Origin of the sequence: Novosphingobium sp. 9, from assembly GCF_025340265.1 — a bacterium.
Taxonomy (GTDB): domain Bacteria; phylum Pseudomonadota; class Alphaproteobacteria; order Sphingomonadales; family Sphingomonadaceae; genus Novosphingobium.
Genome location: NZ_CP022707.1, coordinates 881,421 through 907,815 on the forward strand (window position 1 = coordinate 881,421; position 26,395 = coordinate 907,815).

The window sequence follows — 26,395 nt, forward strand, 5'->3', positions numbered from 1 at the left end:
GATGCATTGCAGGCAATTGCGAAAAACGCCAGCCTTTAGGTGCGATCCCCATATGGGTCGGGAAGGTCGAGCAGGGCAAGCGCCTTTGTTTCGAGGGCCTCCATCGCGATGGCATCCTCCTCGGAAATCTCGTGGTCGAGCCCGGCAAGGTGCAGCAATCCGTGGACGATCAGGTGGCTGGCGTGATCGGCAACCGCGATGCCCTTGTCCGCCGCCTCGCGCGCGCAGGTCTCGAAGGCCAGCGCGATGTCGCCCAGCATGTCGGGGGCGCCGTCGGGGGCGAGATCGAGCAGGTCGTCGCGCTCCATCATCGGGAACGAGAGGACGTTGGTCGGCTTGTCCTTGCCGCGCCACTCGCGGTTGAGCACCTGCACTTCGGCATCGCTGGTGAACAGCAGGCTGACCATCAGCCGCACGTTGTCGAGTTCGGGGGCGACTTGGGCCAGCGCCTCGGCGGCGCGTTCGGCAAGGTCCGGCCAGTCGGTATCGCCGGGCCAGGGTTCTTCGATGTCGATTTCGAGATTCATCACGTCCGTCCTAGCCTGTGGGGCGGAGCGAGGGAAGCGGGATGGCGGGGTTTTAATTCGTCCGCTGCCCACCAGCAGCGGAAAGGAAAGAGAAAATAGCTGGATCCCCGCCTTCGCGGGGATGACGAGGATGAAACGGATTTACCTATCTCTCGTCATCCCCGCGAAGGCGGGGATCCAGAGGCACAGGCGCAGCCTGCCCTCAATGCACCTTGGCGGCTTCGGCGGCGTCGAGCGGGCCTTCGTAGGCCTCGACGATGCGGCCGACGATCGGGTGGCGCACCACGTCCGCTGCCGTGAAGCGGGTGACGGCGACGCCTTCGATGCCTTCCAGCCGGTTCACCGCATCGGCGAGGCCCGACATGCGATCGCCGCCGGGGATGTCGACCTGACGCGGGTCTCCGCACACCACCATGCGGCTGTTCTGGCCGAAGCGGGTGAGGAACATCTTCATCTGCTCGCGCGTGGTGTTCTGCGCCTCGTCGAGAATGACGAAGGCATCGGCCAGCGTGCGGCCGCGCATGAAGGCGATCGGCGCGATCTCGATCTCGCCATTCGCCAGACGACGCTCCACCTGCTCGGGCGGCATGCAGTCGTACAGCGCATCGTAGAGCGGGCGCAGGTAGGGATCGACCTTGTCCTTCATGTCGCCGGGCAGGAAGCCGAGCTTCTCACCCGCTTCCACCGCCGGGCGCGAGAGGATCAGGCGCTGGACCGAACCGGTCATCAGCTGGCTGACCGCCTGCGCGACGGCAACGTAAGTCTTGCCGGTGCCTGCTGGGCCGAGCGCGAAGATCACGTCGGCCTTGGTCAGCTGGCGCATATAGTCGATCTGCGTCGCCGAGCGCGGCACGATCGTCTTCTTGCGCGTGCGGATCATGATCGGCGGCACGCCGGCCCCGGCATCGCCGGTGATGATGCCTTCCAGCGTGGGCTCGGTGCTCATCGCGATCAGCGATTCGATGGCGCCCGAATCGAGGTCCTGCCCCTGTTCGAGACGGCGGTACATGCCGGTCAGCGTCTCACGCGCGCGGGCCACCGAATCGTCGGGGCCTTCGATCATGATCTTGTTGCCGCGCGCGGAAATGTAGACGCCGAGGCGGTTTTCCACCTGCACGAGGTTGGCGTCGAACTGGCCGAACAAGGCCCCCAGCAGCACGGGTTCGTCGAAATCCAGTTCGGCTCGGGCACGACGGTGGGTTTCGGGACGGAGTTGCGCCGGGTCTACGGCACGGGCTGCTTTTCGGGCCATGCGCTCCTTTCGGGGTTCTCTCGCAAAGGACAGATGGAAAACGCCATTCGTCCTGTCTTGAAGATGGCTCCGCACATCGCGCCGCGCAAGGGCGCCGATAGCGGAGAAAATCGTTTCATGGGGGATAATCGGTCGTTTCGGCGTCCTGTTACGCAACTGTAGCGCTGCTGCGACATTTCTTGCCACATGCTGCACTGCCGGTTCGATGCGAATTCAGCTTGGCGGGGGCAAACATGAATGCGTGGTCCCCGAACAAGGGGGCTCCGGAATAGAGAAGGAGAGCAACCATGAAGAAGATCCTGATGGCCGTTGCCGCTGCAAGTGTCGCGCTGCCCGCGCTGGCAGCCCCTACGATCGCTTCGGCGCAGTCGCGTGCGGAAGTCCGTCACGACAATCGCGAGATCCGCCAGGACCGCCGCGAACTGCGTCGTGACCGTCAGGAGCGCCGCGAGGACTGGCGCGACTATCGTCAGGCTCACCGCGACGTCTATCATCGCCCGGCCTATGCAGGCCCGCGCGGCTACCGCTATGTTCGCGTCGGCGTTGGCCACCGCTTCGCGCCTGCCTATTACGGCCAGCGCTACTGGGTGAACGACTATGCCCGCTATCGCCTGCCCGCGCCGCGCGCCGGTGCCCGCTGGATTCGCTACGGCAACGATGTGGTGCTGGTGAACACCCGCACCGGCGTGGTGCTCCAGGCCTACAACGGCTTCTTCTGGTAAGCTGCCCTTATACAGACACCCAAGTACGTTCCCCCGTACGCAAGGAGGCCCCGGTTCGCGCCGGGGCCTTTTTCGCATGCGACGAACGGGCTCAGTGGTCTGGCGAAACGGGCACCGCGCGCCGTTGCGGCAAGGCGGCGGCGGCGCTATCCCTTGCGCCATGAACACGCTTCGCATCATCGCCTGCTCGCTCGCCGCCGTCTCGGCGCTGGCTCTCGCCTCGTGCAAGGACAAGAGCGCGCCGCAGCCCGCGCCCACGCAAAGCGCGGCGCCGACCGAAGCCGTGGTGACGCGCCAGTCGCCCGAGGACTGGCTGAAGGCGCATTTTGCAGGCGATCTGCGCTCCGAGATCGATTCGCTGCGCTATGCCAAGGCCACGGTGGACCTCAATGGCGACGGCAAGGACGAAGTGCTGCTCTATGCGGGCGGCTCGATGCTGTGCGGCAGCGGGGGCTGCGACCTGATCGTGCTGACACCGGATGGCGACAGCTGGCGCATGGTCGGCGATCTTTCGGTCGTGCAGATGCCGGTAGGCGTGCTCGACAGCAAGACCAACGGCTGGCGCGATCTGGCCGTCAGCGTGTCGGGCGGCGGGGCCGATGCGGGCGTGATGCGCGTGCCGTTCGACGGCAAGGCCTATGCCGACAATCCCACCGTCGCCCCTGCCGAGCCGAGCGACACCCTTGGCAAGGTGCTGATCCCGCAGGCCGAACTCCAGCCGCTTCCGGCGCCGGTTGACGGAGCGACAGAGGGCGCGAACTGAGGGCGTATTCTCCAGCTTCGTCATTCCCGCGAAGGCGGGAATCCAGTACGCCGGTTCGATACACGAAAAACGCGCGTGACTGGATCCCCGCCTTCGCGGGGATGACGAAAAGAAGGCCGGGCTAGATAAGGCCTGAAGCTCGACCGCGTGAAGGCCGCAGCGCGTTGCCTATCGCGCCAGCCATTCGCGCAGGGCGGCGTTGACCGCCTCGGGGCGTTCCATCGTCGCCATGTGGCCGCAGTCGGCAATCTCGACATAGGCGCAGCCGGGGATCGCGCCTGCCATTTCGCGGGCGCGTTCGGGCGGGGTCACGCGGTCCTCGTCGCCGACCACCACCAGCGCGGGAACCGTGACGGTCGTCAGCGTCTCGCGCGAATCGATACGATCCATGATCGCCTGTTGCTGGGCCATGTACGTGCCAAGGCCGACGCGCTGGGCCATCTGCAACACGCTCTGGAAGATCGGCTCGGGGCAGTCGCGCGCGACGAAATGGCGCAGGCCGTTTCGCAGCATCTCGGCATAGCCGTTGGTACGGGCGCTGGCGATCGCCGCTTCGCGCAGGCGCGTGTCCCCCTCGGTATCGGCGCGGGCGCTGGTGTCGATCAGCGCGAGGTGGCTGACGCGTTCGGGCGCTTGCCGCCACACTTCCATCGTCACGTAGCCGCCCATCGACAGCCCGGCGATGGCGAAGCGCTCGGGCGCCGAGGCCAGCAGGCGCGCGGCCATCAGTGTGATCGAATCGTCGTTCAGCGTATCGGCGATGGAGACATCCGCCACATCGGCAAGCCCTGCGCGCTGGGCGGCCCACAGCGTCGCATCGCAGGCAAGGCCGGGGACGAGAACCAGCGGTGTCTTCACGGTCATGCGGCGGAGGCGTCCGCCGGAACCTTGAGCACACCGGCCAGGCTGTTCGGCCCGGCGCTGGCGATCTCCACCGTCACCAGATCGCCGATCGCGGCCTCGCCGATGAAGTGGACAGACTGCAACCACGGCGACTTGCCCAGCCACTGGCCGGGAAGCTTGCCGCGCCGCTCGACCAGCACGGTGCAGGTCTTGCCCACGGTCGCGGCGTTGAAGGCGGCCTGATCGCGGTTGAGCGCGGCCTGAAGCCGCTGGAGCCGCTCGTCCATCACGGCGGCGGGAACCTGATCGCCCATCGTCGCCGCAGGGGTTCCGGCGCGCGGGGAATACTTGAAGCTGTAGCACTGCGAATAGCCGACCGCGTCCACCAGCTTGAGCGTGTCCGCGAACTCGGCCTCGGTCTCGCCGGGGAAGCCGACGATGAAATCGCCCGACAGCGCGATGTCCGGGCGCACGGCGCGCACCCGGTCGAGGATTTTCAGATAGCTTTCCACCGTGTGGCTGCGGTTCATGGCCTTGAGCACGCGGTCGTTGCCCGCCTGCACCGGCAGGTGGAGGAACGGCATCAGCTTGGCGATCTCGCTATGCGCGTCGATCAGCCCCTGCGTCATGTCGTTGGGGTGGCTGGTGGTGTAGCGGATACGCGCCAGCTCCGGGATCGCCGCCAGTTCGCGGGCAAGGCCATCGAGGCCTACTGCGCGACCCTTCGCGTCTTCGCCGCTCCACGCATTGACGTTCTGGCCCAGCAGCGTGATCTCGCGCGCGCCGGCCTCGACCAGCCGCTTGGCCTCGTCGATCAGCGCCGCATAGGGGCGCGAGATTTCCGCGCCGCGGGTATAGGGCACCACGCAATAGGTGCAGAACTTGTCGCAGCCTTCCTGCACCGTCAGGAACGCCGATGGACCGGACCTGCGGCGACGCGGCAGCGCGTCGAACTTGGTCTCGGCAGGCATGTCGGTATCGGTGGCGCGGCGACCGGCGACGGCCTCGGCGACCATCTGCGGCAGGCGGTGATAGGCCTGCGGACCGACCACCATCTTCACGGCGGGCGCACGGGTCATGATCTCCTCGCCCTCGGCCTGCGCGACGCAGCCCGCGACCGCGATCAGCGGCGAGGTGCCATCGTCGCGCTTCAGGCGGCCGATGTCTGAATAGACCTTTTCCGCTGCCTTTTCGCGGATATGGCAGGTGTTGAGCACCACCAGATCGGCATCCTCGCCCTCCGGCGCAGGGGCGATGCCCTGCTCGGCCAGCAGTTCGGCCATGCGCTCGCCGTCATAGACGTTCATCTGGCAGCCGAAGCTCTTGACCCGGTAGGTCTTCGGATTCGCAACAGGAGAAGAAGGTGTCTGCATGGCCGCGCCGATACCGGAAAAGCGCGGGCTTGGACAGGGGGAAGAGGGCAGGGGGGAAGAGCAGAACGAAAAGCTGACATAGCCTGCCTGTTCACAGAACAGCTGCCTTCCAAACCGTTTTCCTACACTCTGCACCTTCCGGTATTTTCGGGGGCATGGACAGCTCTCCTCGCCCCGCTCGCCCTTTCCTGCCTGCAACCCGTGCCCAACAGCGAATACCGCTGGACGAAGGAGAAGGCGCTCGTGTTCCTGCGCGCGCTGGCCTTCGGATACTCGGTCGCGGCGAGTGCGGCGCTGGTGGGGATGAGCCGCCAGTCGGCCTATCGGCTGCGAGAGCGGCTGGGAGAGGTATTTGCCGAGGCGTGGGACGAGGGGCAACGCCTCGGGGCTCTGCGGCGTGCGCAGCGCTATGCACGGGCCCCGCAAGGTGACACTCGGGGGCAAGGTGACACTTTGCCTCTGGACCGTGTCAACTGTGTCAACCAGAGTGTCACCTTGGGTGAAGCGGCTGCCTGCATTTCGGGTCGCATAAAGCGTGATTTCCCGCTATCCGCGCGCGTCATGAGCAAGACCGAAACTTTGTACGCCGCCTTTGCAGGCCACCTGAACGCCGCGCTCGATGCGCTGGAAGCGGCCGGTTCGCTGCCGGGCGGCCTCAAGCGAGGGGCGATCACGGTCGAGCCGCCGCGCGATCCCTCGCATGGCGACCTGTCCACCAATGCCGCGATGGTGCTGGCCAAGCCTGCGGGCATGAAGCCGCGCGACGTGGCCGAGGCGCTGGTGGCCGAACTCGCCAAGCTGGAGGATGTCACCTCGGCCGAGATCGCCGGGCCGGGCTTCATCAACCTGCGCCTCTCGCCCGCCGCCTGGATCGCCGAACTGCGCGCGATCGGCACGCTGGGTGCGGATTACGGCCGCTCGACGATGGGCGGCGGCAAGGTGGTGAACGTCGAATACGTCTCGGCCAACCCCACCGGCCCGATGCACATGGGCCACTGCCGCGGCGCGGTGGTCGGCGATGCGCTGGCCAGCCTGCTGGAGTTCGCAGGCCACAAGGTGGTCAAGGAATACTACGTCAACGATGCGGGCGCACAGGTGCAGGTGCTCGCCCGCTCGGCGCATGTCCGTTATCGCGAGGCGCTTGGCGAAGAGGTCGGCGCGATCCCCGAGGGGCTCTATCCGGGCGAATACCTGATCCCGGTGGGCGAACAGCTCGCCGCCGAGTTCGGCGACAAGTACGCCAAGGCGCCCGAATCGGAGTGGCTGGTGCTGTTCCGCGAAAAGGCGGTCGCGGCGATGCTGGTGATGATCAAGCAGGACCTCGCCCTGCTCGGCATCCACCACGATCTGTTCTCGTCGGAGGCCGAACTGCAGGCCTCGGGCAAGCCGGACGAGGCCGAAGCGTGGCTGCGCGCCAAGGGTCTGGTCTACGACGGCGTGCTCGAAGCGCCCAAGGGCAAGACGCTGGACGACTGGGAAGCGGTGGAGCTGCCGCTGTTCAAGTCGACCGCATTCGGGGACGATCAGGATCGCCCGATCAAGAAGTCGGACGGCACCTGGACCTACTTCGGCGCCGATCTCGCCTATCACTTCCAGAAGGCGCAGAGCGCCGACGCCCTCGTCGACATCTGGGGCGCGGACCACGCGGGCACCGTCAAGCGCATCAAGGCCGCCGTTGCGGCGATGACCGGCGAGAACGGCGAGGAGACCCCGTTCGAGGTGAAGCTGGTCCAGATGGTCCAACTGCTGCGCGATGGCGAGCCGGTGAAGATGTCCAAGCGTTCGGGCAACTTCGTCACGCTGGCCGACGTGGTGAACGAAGTGGGCAAGGACGTGGTGCGCTTCACCATGCTCACCCGCAAGCCCGAGGCGCAGATGGACTTCGACTTCGCCAAGGTGGTCGAAGCCTCGAAGGACAACCCGGTGTTCTACGTGCAGTACGCCAATGCCCGCGTCCACTCGACGCTGCGCAAGGGTCTGGCCGAAGGCAACTTCACGCCGTCTGCGGACGATCTGGAACTGCTGGGGGCCGAAGAGCTGGAGCTGGTCAAGCTGGCCGCGCAGTTCCCCCGCATCGTCGAGGCGGCAGCCGTGGCGCGCGAGGCGCACCGGATCGCTTTCTTCCTCGGCGATCTGGCCGCCGCGTTCCATGGCTACTGGAACCTCGGAAACGACCGGATCGAAAAGCGCTTCGTTAACGTGCAGGATGGTAAGCTGACGGCAGCGCGGCTATTCCTGGCTGCACAGATGGGGCAGCTGATCCGCAACGGTCTGGCCCTGCTCGGCGTCGAGGCCGTGGAGGAAATGTAAGGGCAATGGTGAATCCGTTCGGGGATCAGGCGTTCGGCGCGCAGGGCAATGGCCGTGACGAGGCGGGCCGCAACGAGACGGGCAGCAACGCGGGAGACGGGTTCTTCCACGAGGCGCCGCCGTCCGGCGCGCAGGGCTTTGCTTCGGAACCCTTCGACGAGCCCGAACGGCTGAACCCCCGGTTTTCGGAGGCGCCTTCGGAAGCGCGCCGCCTTGACATGGGCGAGCCCGAAGTGCGTCTGCCCTGGCTCGAAGGTGACGACGAGGACGAGGATGACGAGCGCGGCGGCCTGAGCGCGCAGGGACTGGTGCTGATCGGTCTCGGTCTGGTGGCGGTGATCGCCATCATCGGCGCGGTGATCTGGGCGACGCGCGGCCATGGCGATCAGGAACTGGTGGCGGTCGGCGGCGTGATCGAGGCGCCCAAGATGCCCTACAAGGTCCGTCCCGACGATCCGGGCGGTCAGGTGGTCGACGGCACCGGCGATTCGAGCTTCGCGGTCGCCGAAGGGCAGAGCCGCCCCGCGCGCATCGATGCGATGAACGGCGATGGCGGCAATGCTGCCGCACCCGCACAGCCCGGCTTCGACAGCGTCGGCGCCAAGCCCGGTGCGGCAGCTTCGCCTTCGCCGACAGCCTCGGCGACGCCTGCACTGACCGGTGTCGGCGTGCAGGTCGGCGCCTATGCCAATACGGCGGCGGCGGAAGCGGGCTGGGCAGTGCTCAAGAAGCGCTACGACGGTCTTTCGGCTTTCCAGCACCGTGTGGTGCAGGGCACGGCGGATATCGGCACCGTCTATCGCCTGCAGGCGGTGACGGAGAATGCCGCTGCCGCGCGCACGCTGTGCGAAGGGCTCCAGCAGGCGGACATTCCCTGCCAGGTCAAGAACTGAAAAAGCGCCGGGAAAGCCCAAGGGCATAGGGTATCCATCTCCCGCGATCTTGCGGGAGGCCCCCTGTTCGTGCGACGGATCGGCCATGGTTCCTGCAATTTTCGGCCTCTCCGGCCTGACGCTGAGCGCTGATGAGCGCGCCTTCTTCGCCGATGCCGATCCGGCGGGCTACATCCTGTTCGGGCGCAACATCGAGAGCCGCGAGCAGGTTCGCGCGCTGACCGACGAGCTGCGCGCGATCCATGGCCGCGACCGGCTGCTGATCTCGATCGATCAGGAAGGTGGCCGTGTCGCAAGGATGAAGCCGCCGGTCTGGCCAGCCTATCCGGCAGGCGAGGCGTTCGACCGGCTTTACGAGATCGCGCCTGCCAGTGCCATCGAGGCCGCGCGCCTCAATGCCGAGGCGCTGGGGCTGGATCTTGCCGAAGTGGGTGTGACGCTCGATTGCCATCCGCCGCTCGACCTGCGCCAGCCCGGCGCGCACGATATCGTCGGCGACCGGTCGCTCGGCCACGATCCGATGCGCGTCACCGCGCTGGGCCGCGCGATCCTCGAAGGGCTGGCGCTGGCGGGCGTGGTCGGCTGCGTCAAGCATATCCCCGGCCACGGGCGGGCGATGGCGGACAGCCACAAGGAACTGCCCACCGTCACCGCCAGTGCCGAGGAACTCGAACGCGACATCGAGCCGTTCCGCACGCTGAGCACAGGGCCTTTCGTCGCTCCCGTCGGCATGACCGCGCATGTGCGCTACACCGCGTGGGACGATGCGCTGCCCGCCACGCTCTCGCCCAGGGTGATTGTCGAGATCATCCGGGGGCGGATCGGCTTCGACGGCCTGCTGATGAGCGACGATCTCGACATGCAGGCGCTGTCGGGCAGCGTGCCGGACCTCGCCGCGCAGGCCGTCGCGGCAGGTTGCGACATCGCGCTCAACTGCTGGGCGAAGATGGACGACATGACCGGTATCGCGCGCGCTCTGCCCGATATTGCCCCCCGCGCTGGCGAACGGCTGGCGGCGGCGATGGCTTCGGTCACGCCGCGCGTGTTCACCGAAGCGGACCGTGCGGCGCATGCCGATCTCATTGCCCGGCGCGATGCACTGCTTGCGCTCGTTCCCGCACCCGCCTGATCGCGATGGAGCAGGGGGCGCTACGGGGGATCGAGGAACACCATGCCGAGGCGCGCGCAGCTGCCGAGCGGCGCGATGCGCTGTATCTGGAGATCGACGGCTGGGAAGGTCCGCTCGACCTGCTGCTCGATCTCGCGCGGCGCCAGAAGGTGGACCTGCGCACGATCTCGATCCTCGAACTGGTCGATGCCTATCTGACCTATGTCGAGGAGGCGGAGGCGCTGCGGCTGGAACTGGCGGCGGACTATCTGGTGATGGCGGCATGGCTCGCCTACCTCAAGTCCGCGATGCTGCTCCCCAGGGAGGAGCAGGAAGATCCCAGCCCCGAAGAACTGGCGCTGCGCCTGCAAATGCGCCTGCAACGCCTCGCCGCCATGCGGGAGGCGGCGGCGCGGCTGATGGGGCGTGACCGGCTGGGGCGCGACGTGTTCCTGCGCGGCGCGCCCGAAGGGCTGCGGGTGGAGCGCAAGGCGCTGTGGCAGGCCTCATGGTACGATCTGGTGCGGGCCTACGGTGATGTCAAAGTCCGCTCGCAGCCGGTGGTCCACATGGTGCGCGAACGCATGGTGATGAGCCTCGACACCGCGATCGAGCGGGTATCCTCGATGCTGGGCGTCGCGGTCGACTGGATGGAACTGCGCGATTTCCTGCCGCCCGCGCACGACGCCTGGGCGAACCCGCAGTTGCGCCGCTCGGCACTGGCCTCCAGCTTCGTCGCCGCGCTGGAACTGGCGCGCACCGGAAGGGCCGAGATCGTGCAGGAGCAGGTGTTCGGCCCGCTGCGGTTGAAAGCGATGCCGAGAGAGAGCCAGAACATGCGCGAGAGCCGGGCATGAGCGCGGGCGATCCGGCGCTCGACGCGCTTATCCGGGCGGTCGAGGCGACCTTGTTCGCGGCGGAAGCGCCGATGAGCGTGGAGCAGATTTCCACGCATCTTGGCGGCGCGGCGGTGCGACCGGCGCTGGTCGAACTGCAGCGCCATTACGCGACGCGCGGCGTGCATCTGGTCGAGCGCGGCAGGCGCTGGCATTTCGAGACTGCGCCCGATCTCGCGCACCTGCTGCGGCGCGAGAAGGAAGAGCCGCGCCGGTTGAGCCGGGCAGCGACCGAGGTGCTCGCGATCGTCGCCTATCACGAGCCGGTCAGCCGCGCGCAGATCGAGCAGATCCGCGGCGTGCAGACCGCCAAGGGCACGCTCGACGTGCTGATGGAGGCGGGCTGGGTCCGTGCGGCAGGGCGGCGCGAAGTGCCGGGGCGTCCGGTGATCTATGCAACGACGCCCGAATTTCTCGATCACTTCGGCCTTGCCTCGCTGCGCGATCTTCCGGGTGTGGACGAGCTGCGCGCCTCGGGCCTGCTCGATCCGGTGGACGACGACATGATCGAGCGGGCGCTTGGTGGCGGCGGTGAAGGTGCCGATGAGGATCAGGACGATCACGCGACTGGGGACGAAGAGGGCCTCTGAGCCCTTCCGCGCAATAGTCGGGCTGGTATCGGGGCCGGAAAGTGCCTAGATGAATCGAGGTGGGCCCGGAATCGGGCATTCGATTACTGGAGTTAGGGTTATGGGTAGCTTGTCGATCTGGCACTGGCTGATCGTTCTGGTGATCGTGCTCGTGCTGTTCGGTCGCGGCCGCGTCTCGGAAATCATGGGTGAGTTCGGGAAGGGCATCAAGAGCTTCAAGGAAGGCGTGAACGAGGAAGAATCGAAGAAGGGCACGGTAACGCCGCCGCCCGCGCCGGTGGCTCCGCCTGCGCAGATCACCTCGACGGAAGTTCCGCCTGTCGCGCCTGTGGCGCCGCCAGTTGCCCCTCACGTCGGCACCACCGAAAACAAGACCGAGCAGAACTGACCGCAAGACCGAACGGATAACAGGCGATGTTCGACATCGGCGGCTCCGAATTACTGTTGATCGTCATCGTGGCGGTCGTGGTGATCGGCCCCAAGGATCTGCCCGTGGCGCTGCGCGTCGCGGGCCGGTGGATCGGCAAGATGCGCAAGGTCTCCAACCACTTCCGCGCCGGCATCGATGCCATGGTGCGCGAGGCGGAGTTGGAGGACATGGAGCGCAAGTGGCGTGAGCAGAACGAGGCGATCATGAAGGCCGCCCCGCAGCTGACCGGCACCGGCGCCGAAAGCGCAGAGGCGATGCAGCCGCCGATCGCGGAGCCCGATCCGGCGCCTTCGCTCCCGGCTGCCGCTCCGGCACCGACGGCGCCGGAAACCGCAACGCCTGCAAATCCGGCGCCCGCAGCGCCAGCGACGCAGGCCGCCGAGGCAAAGCCGTCCCCCGAACCGCAGCTCCCGCTCGATACCTCGCAGGAGCATCGCTGACGTGGCCTTTCGCATCTCCGATATCGACGATTCGCAGGCGCCGCTGCTCGAACATCTGGTCGAACTGCGCACGCGTCTGCTGCGGGCGTTCATGGCCTTCGCCGTGGCCTTCGCGGTGTGCTTCTATTTCTCGGGCAAGCTGATCGGCTTCCTCGTGCGTCCGCTGGTCGAGGCCGGGCAGGACAAGCTGATCTACACCAAGCTCTACGAGGCGTTCTTCGTCGAAGTGAAGGTGGCGCTGTTCGCGGCGGTCTTCGTCAGCTTCCCGGTGATCGCCAACCAGATCTGGGCGTTCGTGGCGCCGGGGCTCTATGCCAAGGAAAAGCGGGCCTTCCTGCCGTTCCTGATCGCAACGCCGGTGCTGTTCACGATGGGCGGCGCGCTGGCCTATTATGTAGTGATGCCCACGGCCTTCCACTTCTTCCTGGGTTTCCAGGGGCAGACCGGTGGCCTCAAGCTCGAAGCGCTTCCGGGCACGGGTGACTATCTGGCGCTGGTGATGCAGTTCATCCTCGCCTTCGGGATCAGCTTCCTGATGCCGGTGCTGCTGATGCTGCTTAACCGCGCGGGGATCATCACCCGCGATCAGCTGAAGGGCGCGCGGCGCTACGCCATCGTCGGCATCTTTATCATCGCTGCGGTGGCCACGCCGCCCGATGTCGTCTCGCAGCTGCTGCTCGCGGTGCCGCTGCTGATGCTGTTCGAGGGCACGCTGATCGTGATGTGGTTCACCGATCGCAGCGCGGCAAAGGCCAAGGCAGCGGAAGAGGCTGCTGCCGCTGCGGAGGCCGAGGCACCCGCCGCCTGATACCGGGCATTTCCATTCGACATAAAAAAGGGCCGGATTTTCCGGCCCTTTTTCGTATCAGCGGGGTTTGTCCTTGTCGCCTTCACCGATGACGGTCTTGGCGTCCTCGGGCATGACCTTGTCCTGTGCGGCCTTGTCCTGCGCCGCGCTCCACGCCATCTGACCGCCGATCCAGGTTTCCTCGACCCTGGCGATGCGCAACTGCTGCGGGGTGGCGGCGGTCGGGTCCTGATCGACGAACAGGAAGTCCGCGCGATAGCCCGGCGCGATCCGGCCCAGCCGGTCATCGGCGAGCAGCGCATGGGCACCACCGGAGGTATAGGCCGTCAGCGCCGCCTCGCGGCCAAGCACTTCCTGCGGCTGCCATCCGCCGAACGGCTGACCGCTGGCATCGGCGCGGCTGGTGGCGACGGCCATGCCGACGAAGGGGGCCGGAATGCGCGCAGGCGTGCCCGAGCCGAACGCCAGCGTCGCCCCGCCGGTCGCCACCGACTTCCACGCGAAAGCCTCGTTCAGACGCGGAGCGCCAAGTGCGGCCTCGGCCACGGTGCGCTCGTCCGCCATGTCGCCCGGCTGCATGGCGACGGTGACCCCGGCCTTGCCGAGCCGCGTCACGTCGAGGGGATCGATGGCATCGGCCCCTTCGATCCGCCAGCGCCGGTCGCCCTTGTAGGTATCCGACAGTTCCTGAATCGAATCGAGTACCGTGCGCACGGCGGCATCGCCATTGGCCCGCACGGCGACCTGGAAGTTGTCGATCGCCGCGCGGCTCATCAGGTTGCCGAGTTGCGTCTCGTTCATCTGCGGCAACCCACTGGTCGCAGCATCGTCGGCATAGGGCTTGAGCAGCCACGCCCCGTGCGAACCGAGGCCACCGTCGAGCGTCAGTTCCACGCCGTTCATCTTGAGCCGGTCGTCATAGAGCCACGGCGAAGGGCCGGGGCCGCCGATCAGCGCCATGTCGGCCACGTTGTCGGCATAGGCGACCACGCGCAGGCGCAGGCGTCCGGCATCGGCGGCGCGGCGCATCGCCTGCCAGTCCTCGATCGAAGTGCCCATCGCCGAGACCGTGGTCACGCCCTGTGCCAGGAACAGCAGTTGCGCGCGGCCCAGCGCGGAGTCGATATCCTCCGGACGCGGGCGCGGCACTTTGGCTTCGACTGGGGCCATGGCGGTCGCCATGAGCACGCCGGACGGCTGCTTGCCGCCCGCGATCCGCTCGATCCGGCCACCCACAGGGTCCGTGCTGGCGGCAGAGACGCCGCCTTCGCGGAGCGCGGCGGAGTTCGCCCATCCGGTCTGTCCGTCGGCGCTGAGCAGCCATGCAGGCCGTCCGCCGGTTACGGCATCGAGGTCCTTGGCGCTCGGCATATGGCCAAGGCCCCAGGCGTTCTGGTCCCACCCGCGGCCGAGTATCCACGGCAGGTCGGGGTGCGCCGCGGCCCACGCTTGCACGCGCGAGAGGGCATCCTCCAGCGAGCGCGCCTGCGTCAGGTCGAGCGTCATCTTCGCGATGCCGGTGGCGATCACGTCGGCATCGGCGTCGATCATGCCCGGCACCACGATGCGGTGCTTGCCGTCGAGCTTGTAGCGCACACGATCGGGCAGCTTGTCTCCGTGCTGGAAGGTCTGCACCACGCGGCCATCGTCGCCGATCAGGAAAGCCTCGAAGCGGGCGATGCCGCCGTGGCCGTCGGGCGTCAGGCCCTGCACGTTGTCGATCAGCGTTCCGGTGGCGGGAACCTCCGGCGCCTTCTTCTTGGCGAACGCGGTCGTCGGCAGCACACCGCAGAGCGCGGTGGCGAGGAACAGGGCGCGCAGCGCGCCGCTCTTGGATGTCACTTGGAGCCTTTCCGTGGCAATCGCTTGATGATGGCGCTGGTATCCAGACGCCCGCCGCCCATCGCCTGGATGTCGGCATAGAACTGATCGATCAGGGCGGCCACCGGCATCGATACGCCAAGGCTGCGCCCCTCTTCCATAGAGAGGCCCAGATCCTTGCGCATCCAGTCGATGGCGAAGCCGAAGTCGAAGCGGTCCTCGTTCATCGAGTGCCAGCGGTTGTCCATCTGCCAGGACTGCGCCGCGCCGCCCGAGATCGCTTCGTAGACCTTCTCCATGTCGAGGTGCGAGGCCTGCGCGAAGCGTACCGCTTCGGCCAGCGCCGCGACGTTTCCGGCGATGCAGATCTGGCAGGCCATCTTGGCGGTCTGCCCCGCGCCTGCCTTGCCGACATGGACGATGCGGGCCGAATAGGCCTCCATCACCGGCCTTGCGCGCTCCACCGCATCCTTGCGGCCGCCGCACATCAGCGTGAGCGTGCCGCGCTCGGCGCCGATCTGCGATCCGGTCATCGGCGCATCGATGCAGTGCAGGTGCAGGTCGCGCGCTTCGACCGAGATCTGCCGGGCGATCCGGGCCGAGACGGTGGTATGGTCGATGAACACGCTGCCCGGCGCCATCGCCCGGAACACGCCGTGGGGGCCAAGCACCACTTCGGCCAGATCGTCGTCATTGCCGACGCAGGTGATGACGACGTCGGCGCCGCGCGCGGCATCGGCGGGGTCTGTTGCGACGCGCACCGCGAATTGCGGGTTCGCCGCCTGCCACGCGGCGATGCGGCCGGGCGAGCGGTTGTAGATCGTCAGTTCGTGGCCGGCCTCGGCGATGTGGCGCGCGATCGCACTGCCCATCACGCCCAGGCCAAGGAAGGAAACCTTGCGTCGTTCGCTCATGCGATCCGTCTTCTACTGCTTTGGCCGCGATTGCAAATCAGCTTCGCGGCGGATTCGGAAATGTTCCGCACGCGCTTGAGTTGCGCATTTTTCTTTCATCATCGCCCCCTCTTCGCTTTTCATCCGTTCCGCTTTCCGGTAGGCGCGCCTGCACTATGGAACAGCCAGAGCTACAGATCGCTACGGCCCCCGAAAGGGCGCTGCTGACCGCAGAGGACGTTCGCGGAGCGGCTCGGCGAATTAGCGGCAAGGTCGTTCGCACGCCGACGATGCACAGCAAGACGCTGAGCGCGATTACCGGCGCCGACATCTGGCTCAAGTTCGAGAACCTGCAGTTCACCGCCGCCTACAAGGAGCGCGGCGCGCTCAACGCGCTGATGTTGCTGGAGGATTCGCGCAAAGCGCGCGGTGTGATCGCCGCGTCCGCAGGTAACCACGCGCAAGGGTTGTCGTATCACGGCACGCGACTGGGCGTGCCGGTCACGATCGTCATGCCACGCACCACGCCGATGGTGAAGGTGATGCAGACCGAGAGCGTGGGCGGCAAGGTCGTGCTCGAAGGCGAGACTTTCGACGAGGCCTATGCCCATGCCCGCAAGCTGGAAACCGAACTGGGCCTCACTTTCCTGCACCCCTTCGACGATCCGCATGTCGCCGCAGGGCAGGGCACGGTCGCGCTCGAAATGCTCGAGGATGTGCCCGAGATCGACACGCTGGTGCTGCCGGTGGGCGGTGGCGGCCTTGCCACCGGCATGGGCACGATTGCACGGGAGATTCGCCCCGATATCCGCCTGATCGGTGTCGAGGCACAGCTCTATCCCTCGATGTTCAACCTGCTCAAGGGCACGCGTCTGCCGGTCGGCGGGGATACGCTGGCGGAAGGCATCGCGGTGGCGGAGCCGGGGCATTTCACCTCGAAGGTGCTCAAGGAATCGCTCGACGATTTCCTGCTCGTCAGCGAGGCCAGCATCGAAAGCTCGCTGGCGCTGCTGCTGCAGATCGAGAAGACGCTGGTCGAGGGCGCGGGCGCGGTCGGCCTCGCTGCCGTGCGTGACAACCCGGAACTGTTCGCCGGTCGCAAGGTGGGCATCGTGCTGTCGGGCGGCAATATCGACACGCGCCTGCTGGCGAACGTGCTGCTGCGCGATCTGGCCCGCTCGGGCCGTCTCGCACGGTTGAAGATCGGCCTTCAGGATCGCGCAGGCGCGCTGTTCAAGGTGGCCAAGGTCTTCCACGAGCACAACGTCAACATCATCGAAGTCTTCCACCAGCGCATCTTCACGCACCTGCCCGCCAAGGGTCTCGTCACCGAGATCGAGTGCGAGGCGCGGGACAGCGCGCAGCTTCACGCCCTGATCGGCAGCCTTCGCCGCGAAGGCTACGAAGTGAAGCTGGTCGAAACCGAGTAGGGAGAGGCGGGCGCGCGCCCGGTCCGCATAGGCTCTGAGCCGGCTTGAGACCGGCCGTGAGCAGACCGGAGCGCGCCCGCACGATCTTTACCGGAAACTACTTTGCGTCCTGGTGCATTGCAAAGGGTGAGTGTTTCGCTCTGACGTAGCCGGATTTGCAGGTATCGCAGGCGGTTTGTTAACGTTTGTCGGTGCCTTGCGGCCGGTCGAACGCCCCGAACCGGGACAGGGGAGCACGCCAGAGTGCCATCCTGGGGCAAATTCGGACCCGATGGCTCCGAATTTGTGGTTAAGGCTCTTTCAAGCCGGAGCCAGTGTGGCATATTTGGCTTTCAGGCGCAGGGCGTAGACCCCATTGGCAGGGCAAAAGCCCGAATAAAGGACAGCAGGCCTCGTGACGGCTCCGGTTCGATTTCCCCGCTTCTTCGTGACGAGCCCCGCGCCGTGCCCCTATCTGCCGGGCCGGAGCGAGCGCAAGGTGTTCACGGAACTGAAGGGGCCGCAGGCGGATTCGCTCAACGATGCGCTGGGCCGGATCGGTTTTCGTCGCAGCCAGACCGTCGCCTATCGCCCTTCGTGCCTTGACTGTAACGCCTGCGTTTCCGTGCGCGTGGTGACGGGTGAATTTGCGCCGTCTGCTTCGCAGAAGCGCACGATGAAGCGCCATGATGACCTGATCGTCACTGTCTGCCGTCCCTGGTCCACCAGCGAGCAGTTTGAACTGCTCCAGCGCTATCTCGCCTCGCGCCATCCCGATGGCGGCATGGCGAACATGGACGAGGTCGACTTTGCCGACATGGTGGAGCACACGCCGGTCACGACATATGTCGTCGAATATCGTGAGCCGTCCACGGACGGCATCTCCCCCGGTCGCCTCATCGGCGCCTGCCTGACCGATCGCCAGTGCGACGGGCTTTCGATGATCTACAGCTTCTATGAGCCCGATCATCCGGCACGCGGCAGCCTCGGCAACTTCATCATCCTCGACCATATCCAGCGCGCGCACGAGATGGGACTGGATTACGTCTACCTCGGCTATTGGGTCGAGGGTTCGGGGCGGATGCAGTACAAGATCCGCTATCGCCCGATGGAGCGCCTTGGTCGCAACGGCTGGGAACGGATCGGCTGCGAAGAGCACGACCGGTTGATTGCGGGGGCGGTGGCGCCGCGTAAGGACAGCGATGAGCCTGTCTCGCATGGCGCCAAGGACGGAATGCCGCGCGTCGGCATCTGATCGAGGCCGCCCGGCATTTTTCAGGCGCTGTTTCTTCAGGTGTTATCGGGCCGGGCGTAAAGCGCCGCCTCTTCCGCGCGGCGACGGCGCAATCCCTCCATCGCCCGGCCGCCTGCATTGATCCAGCGCAGGAATTCGGCCCGTGCGCCTGCATGGTCGCCTGCGCGGTGCTTGCGGGTGAGCGTGGCGCTGGCGATCTGCCCCGTGTTGTAATGGAAGGAGACGAGGGCATCGAACTGGTTGGCGGTGGTGGGCGCTGAACCGATCGCGCGGCTTACGTCCCTGGCGAAGCGCTGAAGATCGCTTTCCAGACGCGCATCGCATTGCGCCTGCGTCCATACCGTTCCGCGCACGATGCCTCGCCCGGTCGCGCCCCAGCCGATCGTCCATGGCGCCCCGCCCGTGCCGGGATCGGGATACGCCTCGATCCTGCCGTCGCTGCGTTTGCGTGCGCAGCCCTCCCATTTGCGGACGAGCGCGATTCCGGTCGCACCGACAGGGCGAACGGAAGCGGTCAGCGATTTGAATTCGTCCCCAATGGCAACGGCTGGCGCGAAAGTGGCGGACATGGGCAGGACTCCGGCTCAAAAGGGGTGGCCGAGGAAATCCTGCGCAGGTGTCCCGGTTGTAGGACAGTTACCGTCTTGTAAACCTTGCTGTGCTGCCCGGACCGGGATCACAGCTTCTTCAGGACGGCATCGACAGGCAGGGCGAGGCTCTCCTTGCCCGCCACGGCATCGCCGGACAGGGTGGCGGTGCTGCCGTCCGGCGCGGTGACGGTGATCACGTCGCCGGTTTTCGTGAAGGTGAGCGTCGTTCCTGCCATGTCGGTCATGGTCGCAGCCGCCTTGCTGCCGCTGGCCTCGATCGCTGCGGCGATATCGTGGCGGGTCACGTAGCCGGGCAGGATGTGCGCCTTGAGCAGCGCGGCGAGCGCGGACTGGTCGGTCGAGCCGGTGATCGCCTTGGTGGCATCGCCCGCCGCCGCAAAGGCATCGTCGCTGGGAGCGAGCAGGGTATAGCTGGCCTTACCTGCAAATATGTCGCCAAGCCCGGTGGTCTTGAGCGCTTCGGCCACCGTCTGGAGGCCTGCGGCATTGTCGAGCGCATCGGGAAGCGAGGTGTCGCCGGGGACGACGGCGGCCAGATCTTCTGCCGCACTGGTCGAGGCATCGGCTCTGGGCGTCTTGCCGGAACAGGCAGAGAGCCCTGCTGCCAGCAGCAAGACAAAGGCGGTGGTGCGGAGTGTCATGCGCATGGGGTCTGTCCTTGCTCTGGCCGTCAGTCGAGCATTTCGATGGCGGCGCGCACCATCCGGGTTTTCGGGTCGAGCTGGTAGATATATCCGTCGCTGTAGCGGTAGAGCGCGTCCGGCCCATCGACGTACTGGTCGCGATAGCCATAGGGCACGTTGTAGATGTCGTAGCCCGGAGGCATTACCTTGCCGACCGCAATGGTATTTCCCGTAAGCAGCGCGGCGACTGCGGTTATCGCATTGCCCTGTGGGTTAACGCGGTAAAGCGTATCGTCGTAATAGCGATAGGTGTCCGCTGCTCCCAGACCGAAATAGGTGCTGTAATAGTCGGGCAAGGCAGCGCTTTGCACAGCGGCAGGCCAGATCGCGCCGACGGCGAGCGCCCCACCCAGCAGTGGCACATAGCTGGCGACGGTGTTTCCGGTGCCCATGCGCAGCAGGTAGCCCCCGAGTACGTATAGGTCTGGTTGCGGTCATAATCGCGCAAGTACCAGCCCGGCTGGCTCCAGGCGCTCGGCGGTGCGGGGGTGGCGAGCGAGGCGGGCAGAATTGAAGGGGCCGGAGGCGCGCAATTCGGCCCCTTGGTCAGGGCCGGGGGGCATCCCTGCAACGTCTGTCGCTGGTCCAGCGCGCCCCAGTCGAACGCCTTGCGATTGGTGACGACCCGGACGCGGGCGTTGGTAGGCACCTGAAAGGCACTGCCATGGGTGTCGCGAAAGCGGCTCTGCTTGAGGTCATGGCGCAGCGCGCGACGGGCTGCGGCGCGGCGCTCGGCGTGGGCCGCTTCATGGCGCGCGCTGCCGTGTGGCTCGGGATGCGGCACGGTTGCGACTGCGGAAGGCGTGGCAGGCTGCGGCGCGGTTTGCGGCGGTGCCTGATCGTCGCGATCCGGGGCAGGCTTTCCGGCGCGCCCGGCGTTAGTCGATCCCGTGCCGGTATCACGATCTTTCGAGGAAGCGGGCTGGGCGGTCTGGTGTGCAGGACCGGTCATGCCGGAGCCGGGCGATCGCGTTGCCGGAGCCGTCTGTCCGCCTTGTCGGGGGCTGCCTTCCTGGTGATGCTTCCCCGATGCTGTCGCGGCGGTGACAGGATTGCGGGCTCCGTCAGGCGCATCGTTCTGATCGTGGGGAGCAGCCTGAATTTGCGTGCCCGACTGGGCTGGAGCCACGGTGCTTAAGGCCAGCGAAGTCGTGGCGGCGCCGACCGAGAGTGCGATGAGCACGGGCCGCAGGGCCGGGACGGGAACGGTCGGTCGCATCGGGCATCTCCTCTGGCCAGAGCAAACGCGGAAGCGTCCTGTCAGGTTCCTCCCCGTCGGGTGCTCTTCGGCTGTGGCGAGAGGTTCGATGGCCTTGCCGCGATGAACCAAGGCTTGCCGGAAGATCCCGATTCGACGTTCGTGCCGAGTGTTTGCAAACAAAAGGAAAGGGCGCCCGGATCGCTCCGGACGCCCCCCTCGGTGATCTCTTCTTTCCGGGCTCGAAAGAGCGCGGAAAAGCGCGATCAGGCGCTGTAGTACATGTCGAACTCGACAGCCGACGGCGTGGTTTCCCAGCGCAGCACTTCGGGCCACTTGAGTTCGAGGTAGGCTTCGATCTGGTCCTCGGTGAACACGCCGCCTTCGAGAAGGAACGCGTGGTCGGCCTGAAGCGATTCGAGAGCTTCACGCAGTGAGCCGCACACGGTCGGAACTTCGGCGAGTTCTGCCGGGGGCAGGTCGTAGAGGTTCTTGTCCATGGCTTCGCCGGGGTGGATCTTGTTCTTGATGCCGTCGAGGCCGGCCATCAGCAGCGAGGCATAGCACAGGTAGGGGTTGGCCATCGCGTCGGGGAAGCGGAATTCCACGCGCTTTGCCTTGGTGCCCGCACCGTAGGGGATGCGGCACGAGGCCGAACGGTTGCGCGCCGAGTAGGCGAGCAGAACCGGTGCTTCGTAACCCGGAACCAGGCGCTTGTAGCTGTTGGTGGTCGGGTTGGTGAAGGCGTTCAGGGCCTTGGCGTGCTTGATGACACCGCCGATGAAGTACAGGCAGGTCTCCGACAGACCGGCATAGCCGTTGCCTGCGAAGGTGTTCTCGCCCTCGTTCCAGATCGAGATATGCGTGTGCATACCCGAGCCGTTGTCCTTCATGATCGGCTTGGGCATGAACGTTGCCGTCTTGCCATAGGCCTGCGCGACCATCTGCACGACGTACTTGTAGATCTGCATGCGGTCAGCGGTGGTGACGAGCTTGCCGAAGGTCAGGCCGAGCTCGTGCTGGGCAGCCGCCACTTCGTGGTGGTGCTTGTCGCAGGGCAGACCCATCTCGATCATGGTCGAGACCATTTCGGCGCGGATATCGACAGCCGAATCGACCGGCGCGACCGGGAAGTAGCCGCCCTTGGCACGCGGGCGGTGGCCCAGGTTGCCGACTTCGTATTCCTTGGCGGTGTTGGTCGGCAGCTCGATGTCGTCGATCTTGAAGCCGTTGCCGTCGTAGCCGTCGTAGAACTTCACGTCATCGAACATGAAGAACTCGGCCTCGGGGCCGACGAACACGGTGTCGCCGAAACCGGCCGACTTGACGAACGATTCGGCGCGCTTGGCGGTCGAACGCGGGTCACGGGCGTAAAGCTCGCCGGTCGAAGGCTCAACGATGTCGCAGAACAGGATCATCATCGGCGTGGCCGAGAACGGATCGGTGTAAACGGCATCGAGGTCGGGCTTGAGGATCATGTCCGACTCGTTGATGGCCTTCCAGCCTTCGATCGACGAACCGTCGAACATCAGGCCGTCTTCGAGCTCGTCCTCACCCAGGACGCTCGAAACCATGGTCAGGTGCTGCCACTTGCCCTTGGGGTCGGTGAAGCGAAGATCGACCCACTCGATCTCCTCGTCCTTGATCTTCTTCAGGACGTCCTTTGCAGTTGCCATCGGCTTGGTACTCCAGTGTTGCTCCCCCGATCCCGGAGAAGTCGTGAGGGTATTGGCTGTCCGGTCGGCCGGCCCCCTGCCAGCGTGAACCCGGTCCGGTTTCAACCGGAAATGTGTGACCGGCGATCTCCTCGCGGGCACTCCATCTCATCGTCGTGGCGCGGCCGGAGCCGGGCAAGGGCGATGCGATGGATGCCGGTCGGAACCGGGACGGTGCGCGGCTTAGAGCGCGTCGTCGTCCCGTTCGCCGGTGCGGATGCGCACGGCGGTCTCGATCGCGGTGACGAAGATCTTGCCGTCGCCGATGCGCCCGGTCTGGGCGGCGTCGGCAATGGCTTCCACCACGCGGTCGGCCAGAGCGTCGGGAACGACGACTTCAAGCTTCACCTTGGGCAGGAAATCGACGACGTATTCGGCGCCGCGGTAAAGCTCGGTGTGGCCTTTCTGGCGGCCGAACCCCTTGGCTTCGGTGACGGTAATGCCCGACACGCCCACTTCGTGGAGGGCTTCCTTCACCTCGTCCAGCTTGAACGGCTTGATGATGGCTTCGATCTTCTTCACGCGTATTCGGACCTTTTGCATGTGCTCTCGGACGGCGAATTTGGTGCTGTCCGCGACCAGATGCCTCGCGCGCGAATCCAATCAAGATTCGTGCCAAGGCCAATGCGCTCTTGGTAGGACATGGAAGGGGGCGCGAAAAGAGCGGAATTGCACGATTTGCCGGGTCAACTAACGATTGTGCCCGTTTTTCTGCATCGCGATCGCGCAAGGATTGTTCAAGATTTGTGCAGGTGCTGCCTTGAAATTGTGCATCTGCGCGAAAGAAGGCAATTAGCGGGCAATTTGCGCGCGGATGCGATGCAGGCATGAAAAAGCCGTCCATCCGCGAGGATGAACGGCTATTGCGTGTATATGAAACTTTTGTGAAGCTTCGCGCGCCTGCGATCAGCCCAGTCGCAGGCCTGCGGTTTCGGGCAAGCCCGCCATGATATTGAGGTTCTGGACAGCAGCGCCGCTGGCACCCTTGCCCAGATTGTCGAGGCGGGCGGCGAGGCGCGCCTGCTTGCCATCGGCGGCGGCGAAGACCGAGAGTTCCAGCGTATCGACCGGCTGCATCGAGGCGCGCAGCAGCAGTTCGCTCGGGCGCTCCTCGCTGACCGAGACGACCGGGCTGCCGCGATAGGCTTCGACCAGTGCGGCGTGCAGCACGTCGGGCGTCGCGGCATTGGTCATGGCTTCGAGATGCAGCGGCACTTCGACCAGCATGCCCCGGTGCGCGGGCACCACGGCGGGCGCGAAGATCGGCGCGATGGTGATGCCGGTGTGCGTCTGCATTTCGGGCACGTGCTTGTGGCCCATCGCCAGGCCATAGGCGCGATAGGCGATGTCGGTATCTTCCTCGAACCGGGCGATCAGCGCCTTGCCGCCGCCCGAGTAGCCCGAGACCGCGTGGCACACGTAAGGCCATTCGCGCGGGAGCATGCCTGCCGAGACCAGCGGTGCCAGCAGCCCGATGAATCCGGTGGGATAGCAGCCCGGATTGCTGACGCGCTTGGATTGCGCGATCAGGTCATGCCCGATCACCTCGGGGAAGCCGTAGGTCCAGCCGATCGCAGTGCGGTGGGCGGAGCTGGCGTCGATCACGCGGGTGCGATCGTTGCGGATCATCGCCACCGAATCGCGGGCGGCATCGTCGGGCAGGCACAGGATCACGAAGTCGGCGTCGTTGATCGCCTCGGCGCGGGCGGCCTCGTCCTTGCGGCGGGCCTCGTCCAGCGTAATCAGCGCGAATTCCTCGCGGCCCGCAAGCCGCTCGGCGATTTCGAGGCCGGTGGTGCCCGCGGCACCGTCGATGAATACGCTGTGGGTCGTCATGCCGAAATTACTTCCAGTTCACCAAGGGCTACGTAGCCGACCGGTCCGTCTGCGCCCAGCTGGCCCCAGGCCCATGCTCCGGCGATGTCGAGAACCTCGAAAGTGGCGCCTTCGTCGAGCGTGCATATGGTCTCGCCATCCGCATGGCCGGCAGCGCGCAGCACGGCACCGGCGCGCGCGCTATGCGGCATCGGCACGGCATAGTGCGGCACGAAGTAGCGACCGGCGAGGCGGATATGCGCCAGATCGCCGCGCACCGGCAGATGGCCGGGCTCCACCGAGACGCTCGGGCCGGTCATGGCAAGCATGCCGTCGATCGCATAGGGGCGGTTCTGGGTATCCTGGGTCGCCAAGGCGCGTCATTCTCCGTGTTCTGGGATGCGCGCGCTTAGCCTTGGACCGTCGATTCCGCAAGGTTCGCGTCGAATTGGGCCAAGTCTGTGGCGAATTTGCCATCGGGCAGGGCCTTCGCAGCCCCACCCGACGAGCTTCCGGGGCAGTTTCCGATCTGGCTACGCCAGCTCAACTGCTCCGGAATTTTTGGATTGTCGCATTTTCCGAGTCATCAGGTGTATCCACCTGATTAGAAAATGCTTTTTATTTCGCGCCGTAGCGGCCCTTGAGCATGTGCCATGCGGCGCGCAGGGCCAGTGCCTCGCCGCCCTTGGGACGACCGGGCTTCGAGGCCGGGCGCCAGGCGAACGTATCGAAATGCGCCCAGTCGATCCCTTCGGGTACGAAGCGGTCCATGAACAGCGCGGCGGTGACGGCGCCGGCGAAGCCGCCCGATCCGGCGTTGTTGACATCCGCCACGTCGCTTTTCAGCATCTCGCGATAGCCATCGTGCAGCGGCAGGCGCCAGACCGGATCGTCATGCGCGGTGCCTGCATCGAGCAGTGCTTGCGCGGTTTCGTCGCGGCGGGCGAACAGCGCGGGCAGGTCGGGGCCGAGCGCCACGCGGGCGGCGCCGGTCAGCGTTGCGAAATCGAGCATGAGGTCGGGCTTGGCCTCGCCCGCGCGGGTCAGTGCATCGCCCAGGATCAGGCGGCCTTCGGCATCGGTATTGCCGATTTCGACCGAGATTTTCGCGCGGCTGCGCAGCACGTCGCCGGGGCGGAAGGCGTTGCCCGAGATCGCGTTCTCGACTGCGGGCACCACCAGATGCAGCCGTACCGGCAGGCGCGCGGTCATCACCAGCTTCGCCAGTGCGATGGCATGCGCCGCGCCGCCCATGTCCTTCTTCATCAGCAGCATACCTGCCGAAGGCTTGATATCGAGCCCGCCCGAATCGAAGCACACGCCCTTGCCGACGAGCGCGAGGCGCGGGTGCGCCGGATCGCCCCACTCCAGTTCGATCAGGCGCGGGGCATGGCTGCGGCCTGCGGCGCGGCCGACGGCATGGACCATCGGATAGTCGCGCTCCAGCACGTCGCCGCGCACGACCTTCACCTCTGCGCGGTGTGCCTTGCCCAACGCCTCGATCTCGGCTTCGAGTTGTGCAGGCCCCATGTCCTCAGGCGGCGTGTTGACGAGATCGCGCACCAGTTCGACCGCTTCCGCCTCGGCGATGGTCGCCTCGATCCCGGCGACGGCAGTGGTCAGGAGAACGCGCGGGCCTTCCTCGGACGGTTCGCTGAGGTATCGGTCGAAGGCGTATTGCCCCAGCACCCAGCCGATTCCTGCAACGCCGGGTTCTGCGCCAGTGCAGCGATAGGTTCCGGCGGGCAGAACCTCGGCGAGTTTCGCAAGGCACCAGGTGCCGGGCGCAGCGGCATCGGCCACGCCTGCGGCCACCAACCAGCCTTCGCCATCGGGCACGATCGCGTGGCTGCCGGGCGCGGCCTTGAACTTCTGCGCCTCCAGCGCGGCACGCTGGCCGCCGCTGCGGGCCTTCACGAAGGCGTCGAGCCCGGCCTTGTCCACAAGGTGGATCGCCGTTGCGCTCTGTCCGCGGTCAGGTTGTATCAATGCGGGCTTTATCAAAGGGGTCTTTTCGCTCATGTCGGGGGTGATCCTAGT

Annotated in this window: 26 protein-coding genes; 12 read left to right on the top strand and 14 right to left on the bottom strand. The window is 66.2% G+C overall.

What is annotated here, in order from left to right; all coding sequences use genetic code 11:
- Positions 1–35 precede the first annotated feature (35 nt).
- Together ybeY and CI805_RS04390 are read right to left on the bottom strand one after the other, a co-directional pair.
- Positions 36–527, bottom strand: coding sequence for an rRNA maturation RNase YbeY (gene ybeY / locus CI805_RS04385; protein WP_260927811.1), 492 nt, complete (start codon positions 525–527; stop codon positions 36–38).
- A gap of 202 nt (positions 528–729) precedes the next feature.
- Positions 730–1,779, bottom strand: a complete 1,050-nt coding sequence (locus tag CI805_RS04390) for a PhoH family protein (RefSeq protein WP_260926610.1) — start codon at positions 1,777–1,779, stop codon at positions 730–732.
- Positions 1,780–2,066: 287 nt separating this feature from the next.
- On the opposite strand from CI805_RS04390, the gene CI805_RS04395 reads away from it, so the two are divergent.
- Complete coding sequence (locus tag CI805_RS04395) at positions 2,067–2,501, top strand: RcnB family protein (protein ID WP_260926612.1); 435 nt, start codon at positions 2,067–2,069, stop codon at positions 2,499–2,501.
- A 160-nt stretch (positions 2,502–2,661) separates the two neighbouring features.
- On the top strand, positions 2,662–3,264 hold the full coding sequence (locus CI805_RS04400) for a hypothetical protein (RefSeq protein WP_260926613.1): 603 nt from the start codon (positions 2,662–2,664) through the stop codon (positions 3,262–3,264).
- Between the two features lie 168 nt (positions 3,265–3,432).
- On the opposite strand, the gene CI805_RS04405 is transcribed toward CI805_RS04400, so the two are convergent.
- Together CI805_RS04405 and miaB are read right to left on the bottom strand one after the other, a co-directional pair.
- The gene (locus tag CI805_RS04405; protein WP_260926615.1) at positions 3,433–4,128 is read right to left on the bottom strand and encodes an alpha/beta fold hydrolase; all 696 of its coding nucleotides are present in this window, start codon (positions 4,126–4,128) and stop codon (positions 3,433–3,435) included.
- Positions 4,125–5,480 (bottom strand): tRNA (N6-isopentenyl adenosine(37)-C2)-methylthiotransferase MiaB, encoded by a 1,356-nt coding sequence (miaB, locus tag CI805_RS04410; RefSeq protein ID WP_260926617.1) that lies wholly within the window; start codon positions 5,478–5,480, stop codon positions 4,125–4,127. The genes CI805_RS04405 and miaB overlap by 4 nt, the downstream gene beginning before the upstream one ends.
- 561 nt (positions 5,481–6,041) lie before the next feature.
- Between miaB and argS the strand changes: the two genes are divergently transcribed.
- The 8 genes from argS (at position 6,042) to tatC (ending at position 12,955) form a co-directional block, all read left to right on the top strand.
- Positions 6,042–7,790, top strand: a complete 1,749-nt coding sequence (gene argS, locus CI805_RS04415; RefSeq protein ID WP_260927812.1) for an arginine--tRNA ligase — start codon at positions 6,042–6,044, stop codon at positions 7,788–7,790.
- Positions 7,791–7,795: 5 nt separating this feature from the next.
- Positions 7,796–8,683: an SPOR domain-containing protein gene (locus tag CI805_RS04420; protein WP_260926618.1), complete on the top strand. Its 888-nt coding sequence runs from the start codon at positions 7,796–7,798 to the stop codon at positions 8,681–8,683.
- Positions 8,684–8,768: 85 nt separating this feature from the next.
- The gene (gene nagZ / locus CI805_RS04425; RefSeq protein ID WP_260926619.1) at positions 8,769–9,812 is read left to right on the top strand and encodes a beta-N-acetylhexosaminidase; all 1,044 of its coding nucleotides are present in this window, start codon (positions 8,769–8,771) and stop codon (positions 9,810–9,812) included.
- A gap of 5 nt (positions 9,813–9,817) precedes the next feature.
- Positions 9,818–10,648, top strand: a complete 831-nt coding sequence (locus CI805_RS04430) for a segregation and condensation protein A (protein ID WP_260926621.1) — start codon at positions 9,818–9,820, stop codon at positions 10,646–10,648.
- A complete protein-coding gene (gene scpB / locus CI805_RS04435) occupies positions 10,645–11,277 on the top strand; it encodes an SMC-Scp complex subunit ScpB (protein WP_260926622.1) in 633 nt (210 codons plus the stop codon). The genes CI805_RS04430 and scpB overlap by 4 nt, the downstream gene beginning before the upstream one ends.
- 100 nt (positions 11,278–11,377) lie before the next feature.
- Positions 11,378–11,665, top strand: coding sequence for a twin-arginine translocase TatA/TatE family subunit (locus tag CI805_RS04440; protein ID WP_260926624.1), 288 nt, complete (start codon positions 11,378–11,380; stop codon positions 11,663–11,665).
- A gap of 26 nt (positions 11,666–11,691) precedes the next feature.
- The gene (gene tatB, locus CI805_RS04445) at positions 11,692–12,147 is read left to right on the top strand and encodes a Sec-independent protein translocase protein TatB (RefSeq protein ID WP_260926626.1); all 456 of its coding nucleotides are present in this window, start codon (positions 11,692–11,694) and stop codon (positions 12,145–12,147) included.
- A 1-nt stretch (position 12,148) separates the two neighbouring features.
- Entirely contained in the window at positions 12,149–12,955 is an 807-nt protein-coding gene (gene tatC / locus CI805_RS04450; RefSeq protein ID WP_260926628.1) for a twin-arginine translocase subunit TatC, read from the top strand.
- Positions 12,956–13,012: 57 nt separating this feature from the next.
- Here tatC and CI805_RS04455 read toward each other — a convergent pair whose 3' ends face one another.
- Together CI805_RS04455 and CI805_RS04460 are read right to left on the bottom strand one after the other, a co-directional pair.
- A complete protein-coding gene (locus CI805_RS04455; protein ID WP_260926629.1) occupies positions 13,013–14,797 on the bottom strand; it encodes an amidohydrolase in 1,785 nt (594 codons plus the stop codon).
- Positions 14,794–15,690, bottom strand: a complete 897-nt coding sequence (locus tag CI805_RS04460) for an NAD(P)-dependent oxidoreductase (protein WP_260926632.1) — start codon at positions 15,688–15,690, stop codon at positions 14,794–14,796. Before CI805_RS04460 ends, CI805_RS04455 begins: the two co-directional genes overlap by 4 nt.
- Before the next feature lie 155 nt (positions 15,691–15,845).
- Here CI805_RS04460 and CI805_RS04465 point away from each other — a divergent pair, with 155 nt between their 5' ends.
- Both CI805_RS04465 and CI805_RS04470 read left to right on the top strand, forming a co-directional pair.
- Positions 15,846–17,099 carry a threonine ammonia-lyase gene (locus CI805_RS04465; protein WP_260926634.1) on the top strand — a complete coding sequence of 418 codons (1,254 nt, stop codon included), beginning with the start codon at positions 15,846–15,848 and terminating at the stop codon, positions 17,097–17,099.
- Between the two features lie 394 nt (positions 17,100–17,493).
- Complete coding sequence (locus CI805_RS04470; protein WP_260926635.1) at positions 17,494–18,333, top strand: arginyltransferase; 840 nt, start codon at positions 17,494–17,496, stop codon at positions 18,331–18,333.
- Between the two features lie 35 nt (positions 18,334–18,368).
- Here the strand turns inward: CI805_RS04470 and CI805_RS04475 are convergent, their stop codons facing one another.
- From CI805_RS04475 to CI805_RS04510, 8 genes are all read right to left on the bottom strand, one after another.
- Positions 18,369–18,902 (bottom strand): lysozyme, encoded by a 534-nt coding sequence (locus CI805_RS04475; RefSeq protein ID WP_260926636.1) that lies wholly within the window; start codon positions 18,900–18,902, stop codon positions 18,369–18,371.
- 107 nt (positions 18,903–19,009) lie between these two features.
- Entirely contained in the window at positions 19,010–19,591 is a 582-nt protein-coding gene (locus tag CI805_RS04480) for a fasciclin domain-containing protein (protein WP_260926637.1), read from the bottom strand.
- Between the two features lie 23 nt (positions 19,592–19,614).
- Positions 19,615–20,019 (bottom strand): hypothetical protein, encoded by a 405-nt coding sequence (locus CI805_RS04485; RefSeq protein ID WP_260926638.1) that lies wholly within the window; start codon positions 20,017–20,019, stop codon positions 19,615–19,617.
- A 1,072-nt stretch (positions 20,020–21,091) separates the two neighbouring features.
- Entirely contained in the window at positions 21,092–22,501 is a 1,410-nt protein-coding gene (gene glnA / locus CI805_RS04490; RefSeq protein WP_260926642.1) for a type I glutamate--ammonia ligase, read from the bottom strand.
- Positions 22,502–22,723: 222 nt separating this feature from the next.
- Complete coding sequence (locus CI805_RS04495) at positions 22,724–23,062, bottom strand: P-II family nitrogen regulator (protein ID WP_260926643.1); 339 nt, start codon at positions 23,060–23,062, stop codon at positions 22,724–22,726.
- A gap of 384 nt (positions 23,063–23,446) precedes the next feature.
- Positions 23,447–24,376: an N-acetyl-gamma-glutamyl-phosphate reductase gene (gene argC / locus CI805_RS04500; RefSeq protein WP_260926644.1), complete on the bottom strand. Its 930-nt coding sequence runs from the start codon at positions 24,374–24,376 to the stop codon at positions 23,447–23,449.
- A complete protein-coding gene (locus tag CI805_RS04505) occupies positions 24,373–24,729 on the bottom strand; it encodes an SH3 domain-containing protein (RefSeq protein ID WP_313958525.1) in 357 nt (118 codons plus the stop codon). Before CI805_RS04505 ends, argC begins: the two co-directional genes overlap by 4 nt.
- Positions 24,730–24,973: 244 nt before the next feature.
- Positions 24,974–26,377: a leucyl aminopeptidase family protein gene (locus CI805_RS04510; protein ID WP_260926648.1), complete on the bottom strand. Its 1,404-nt coding sequence runs from the start codon at positions 26,375–26,377 to the stop codon at positions 24,974–24,976.
- Between the last annotated feature and the right edge of the window lie 18 nt (positions 26,378–26,395).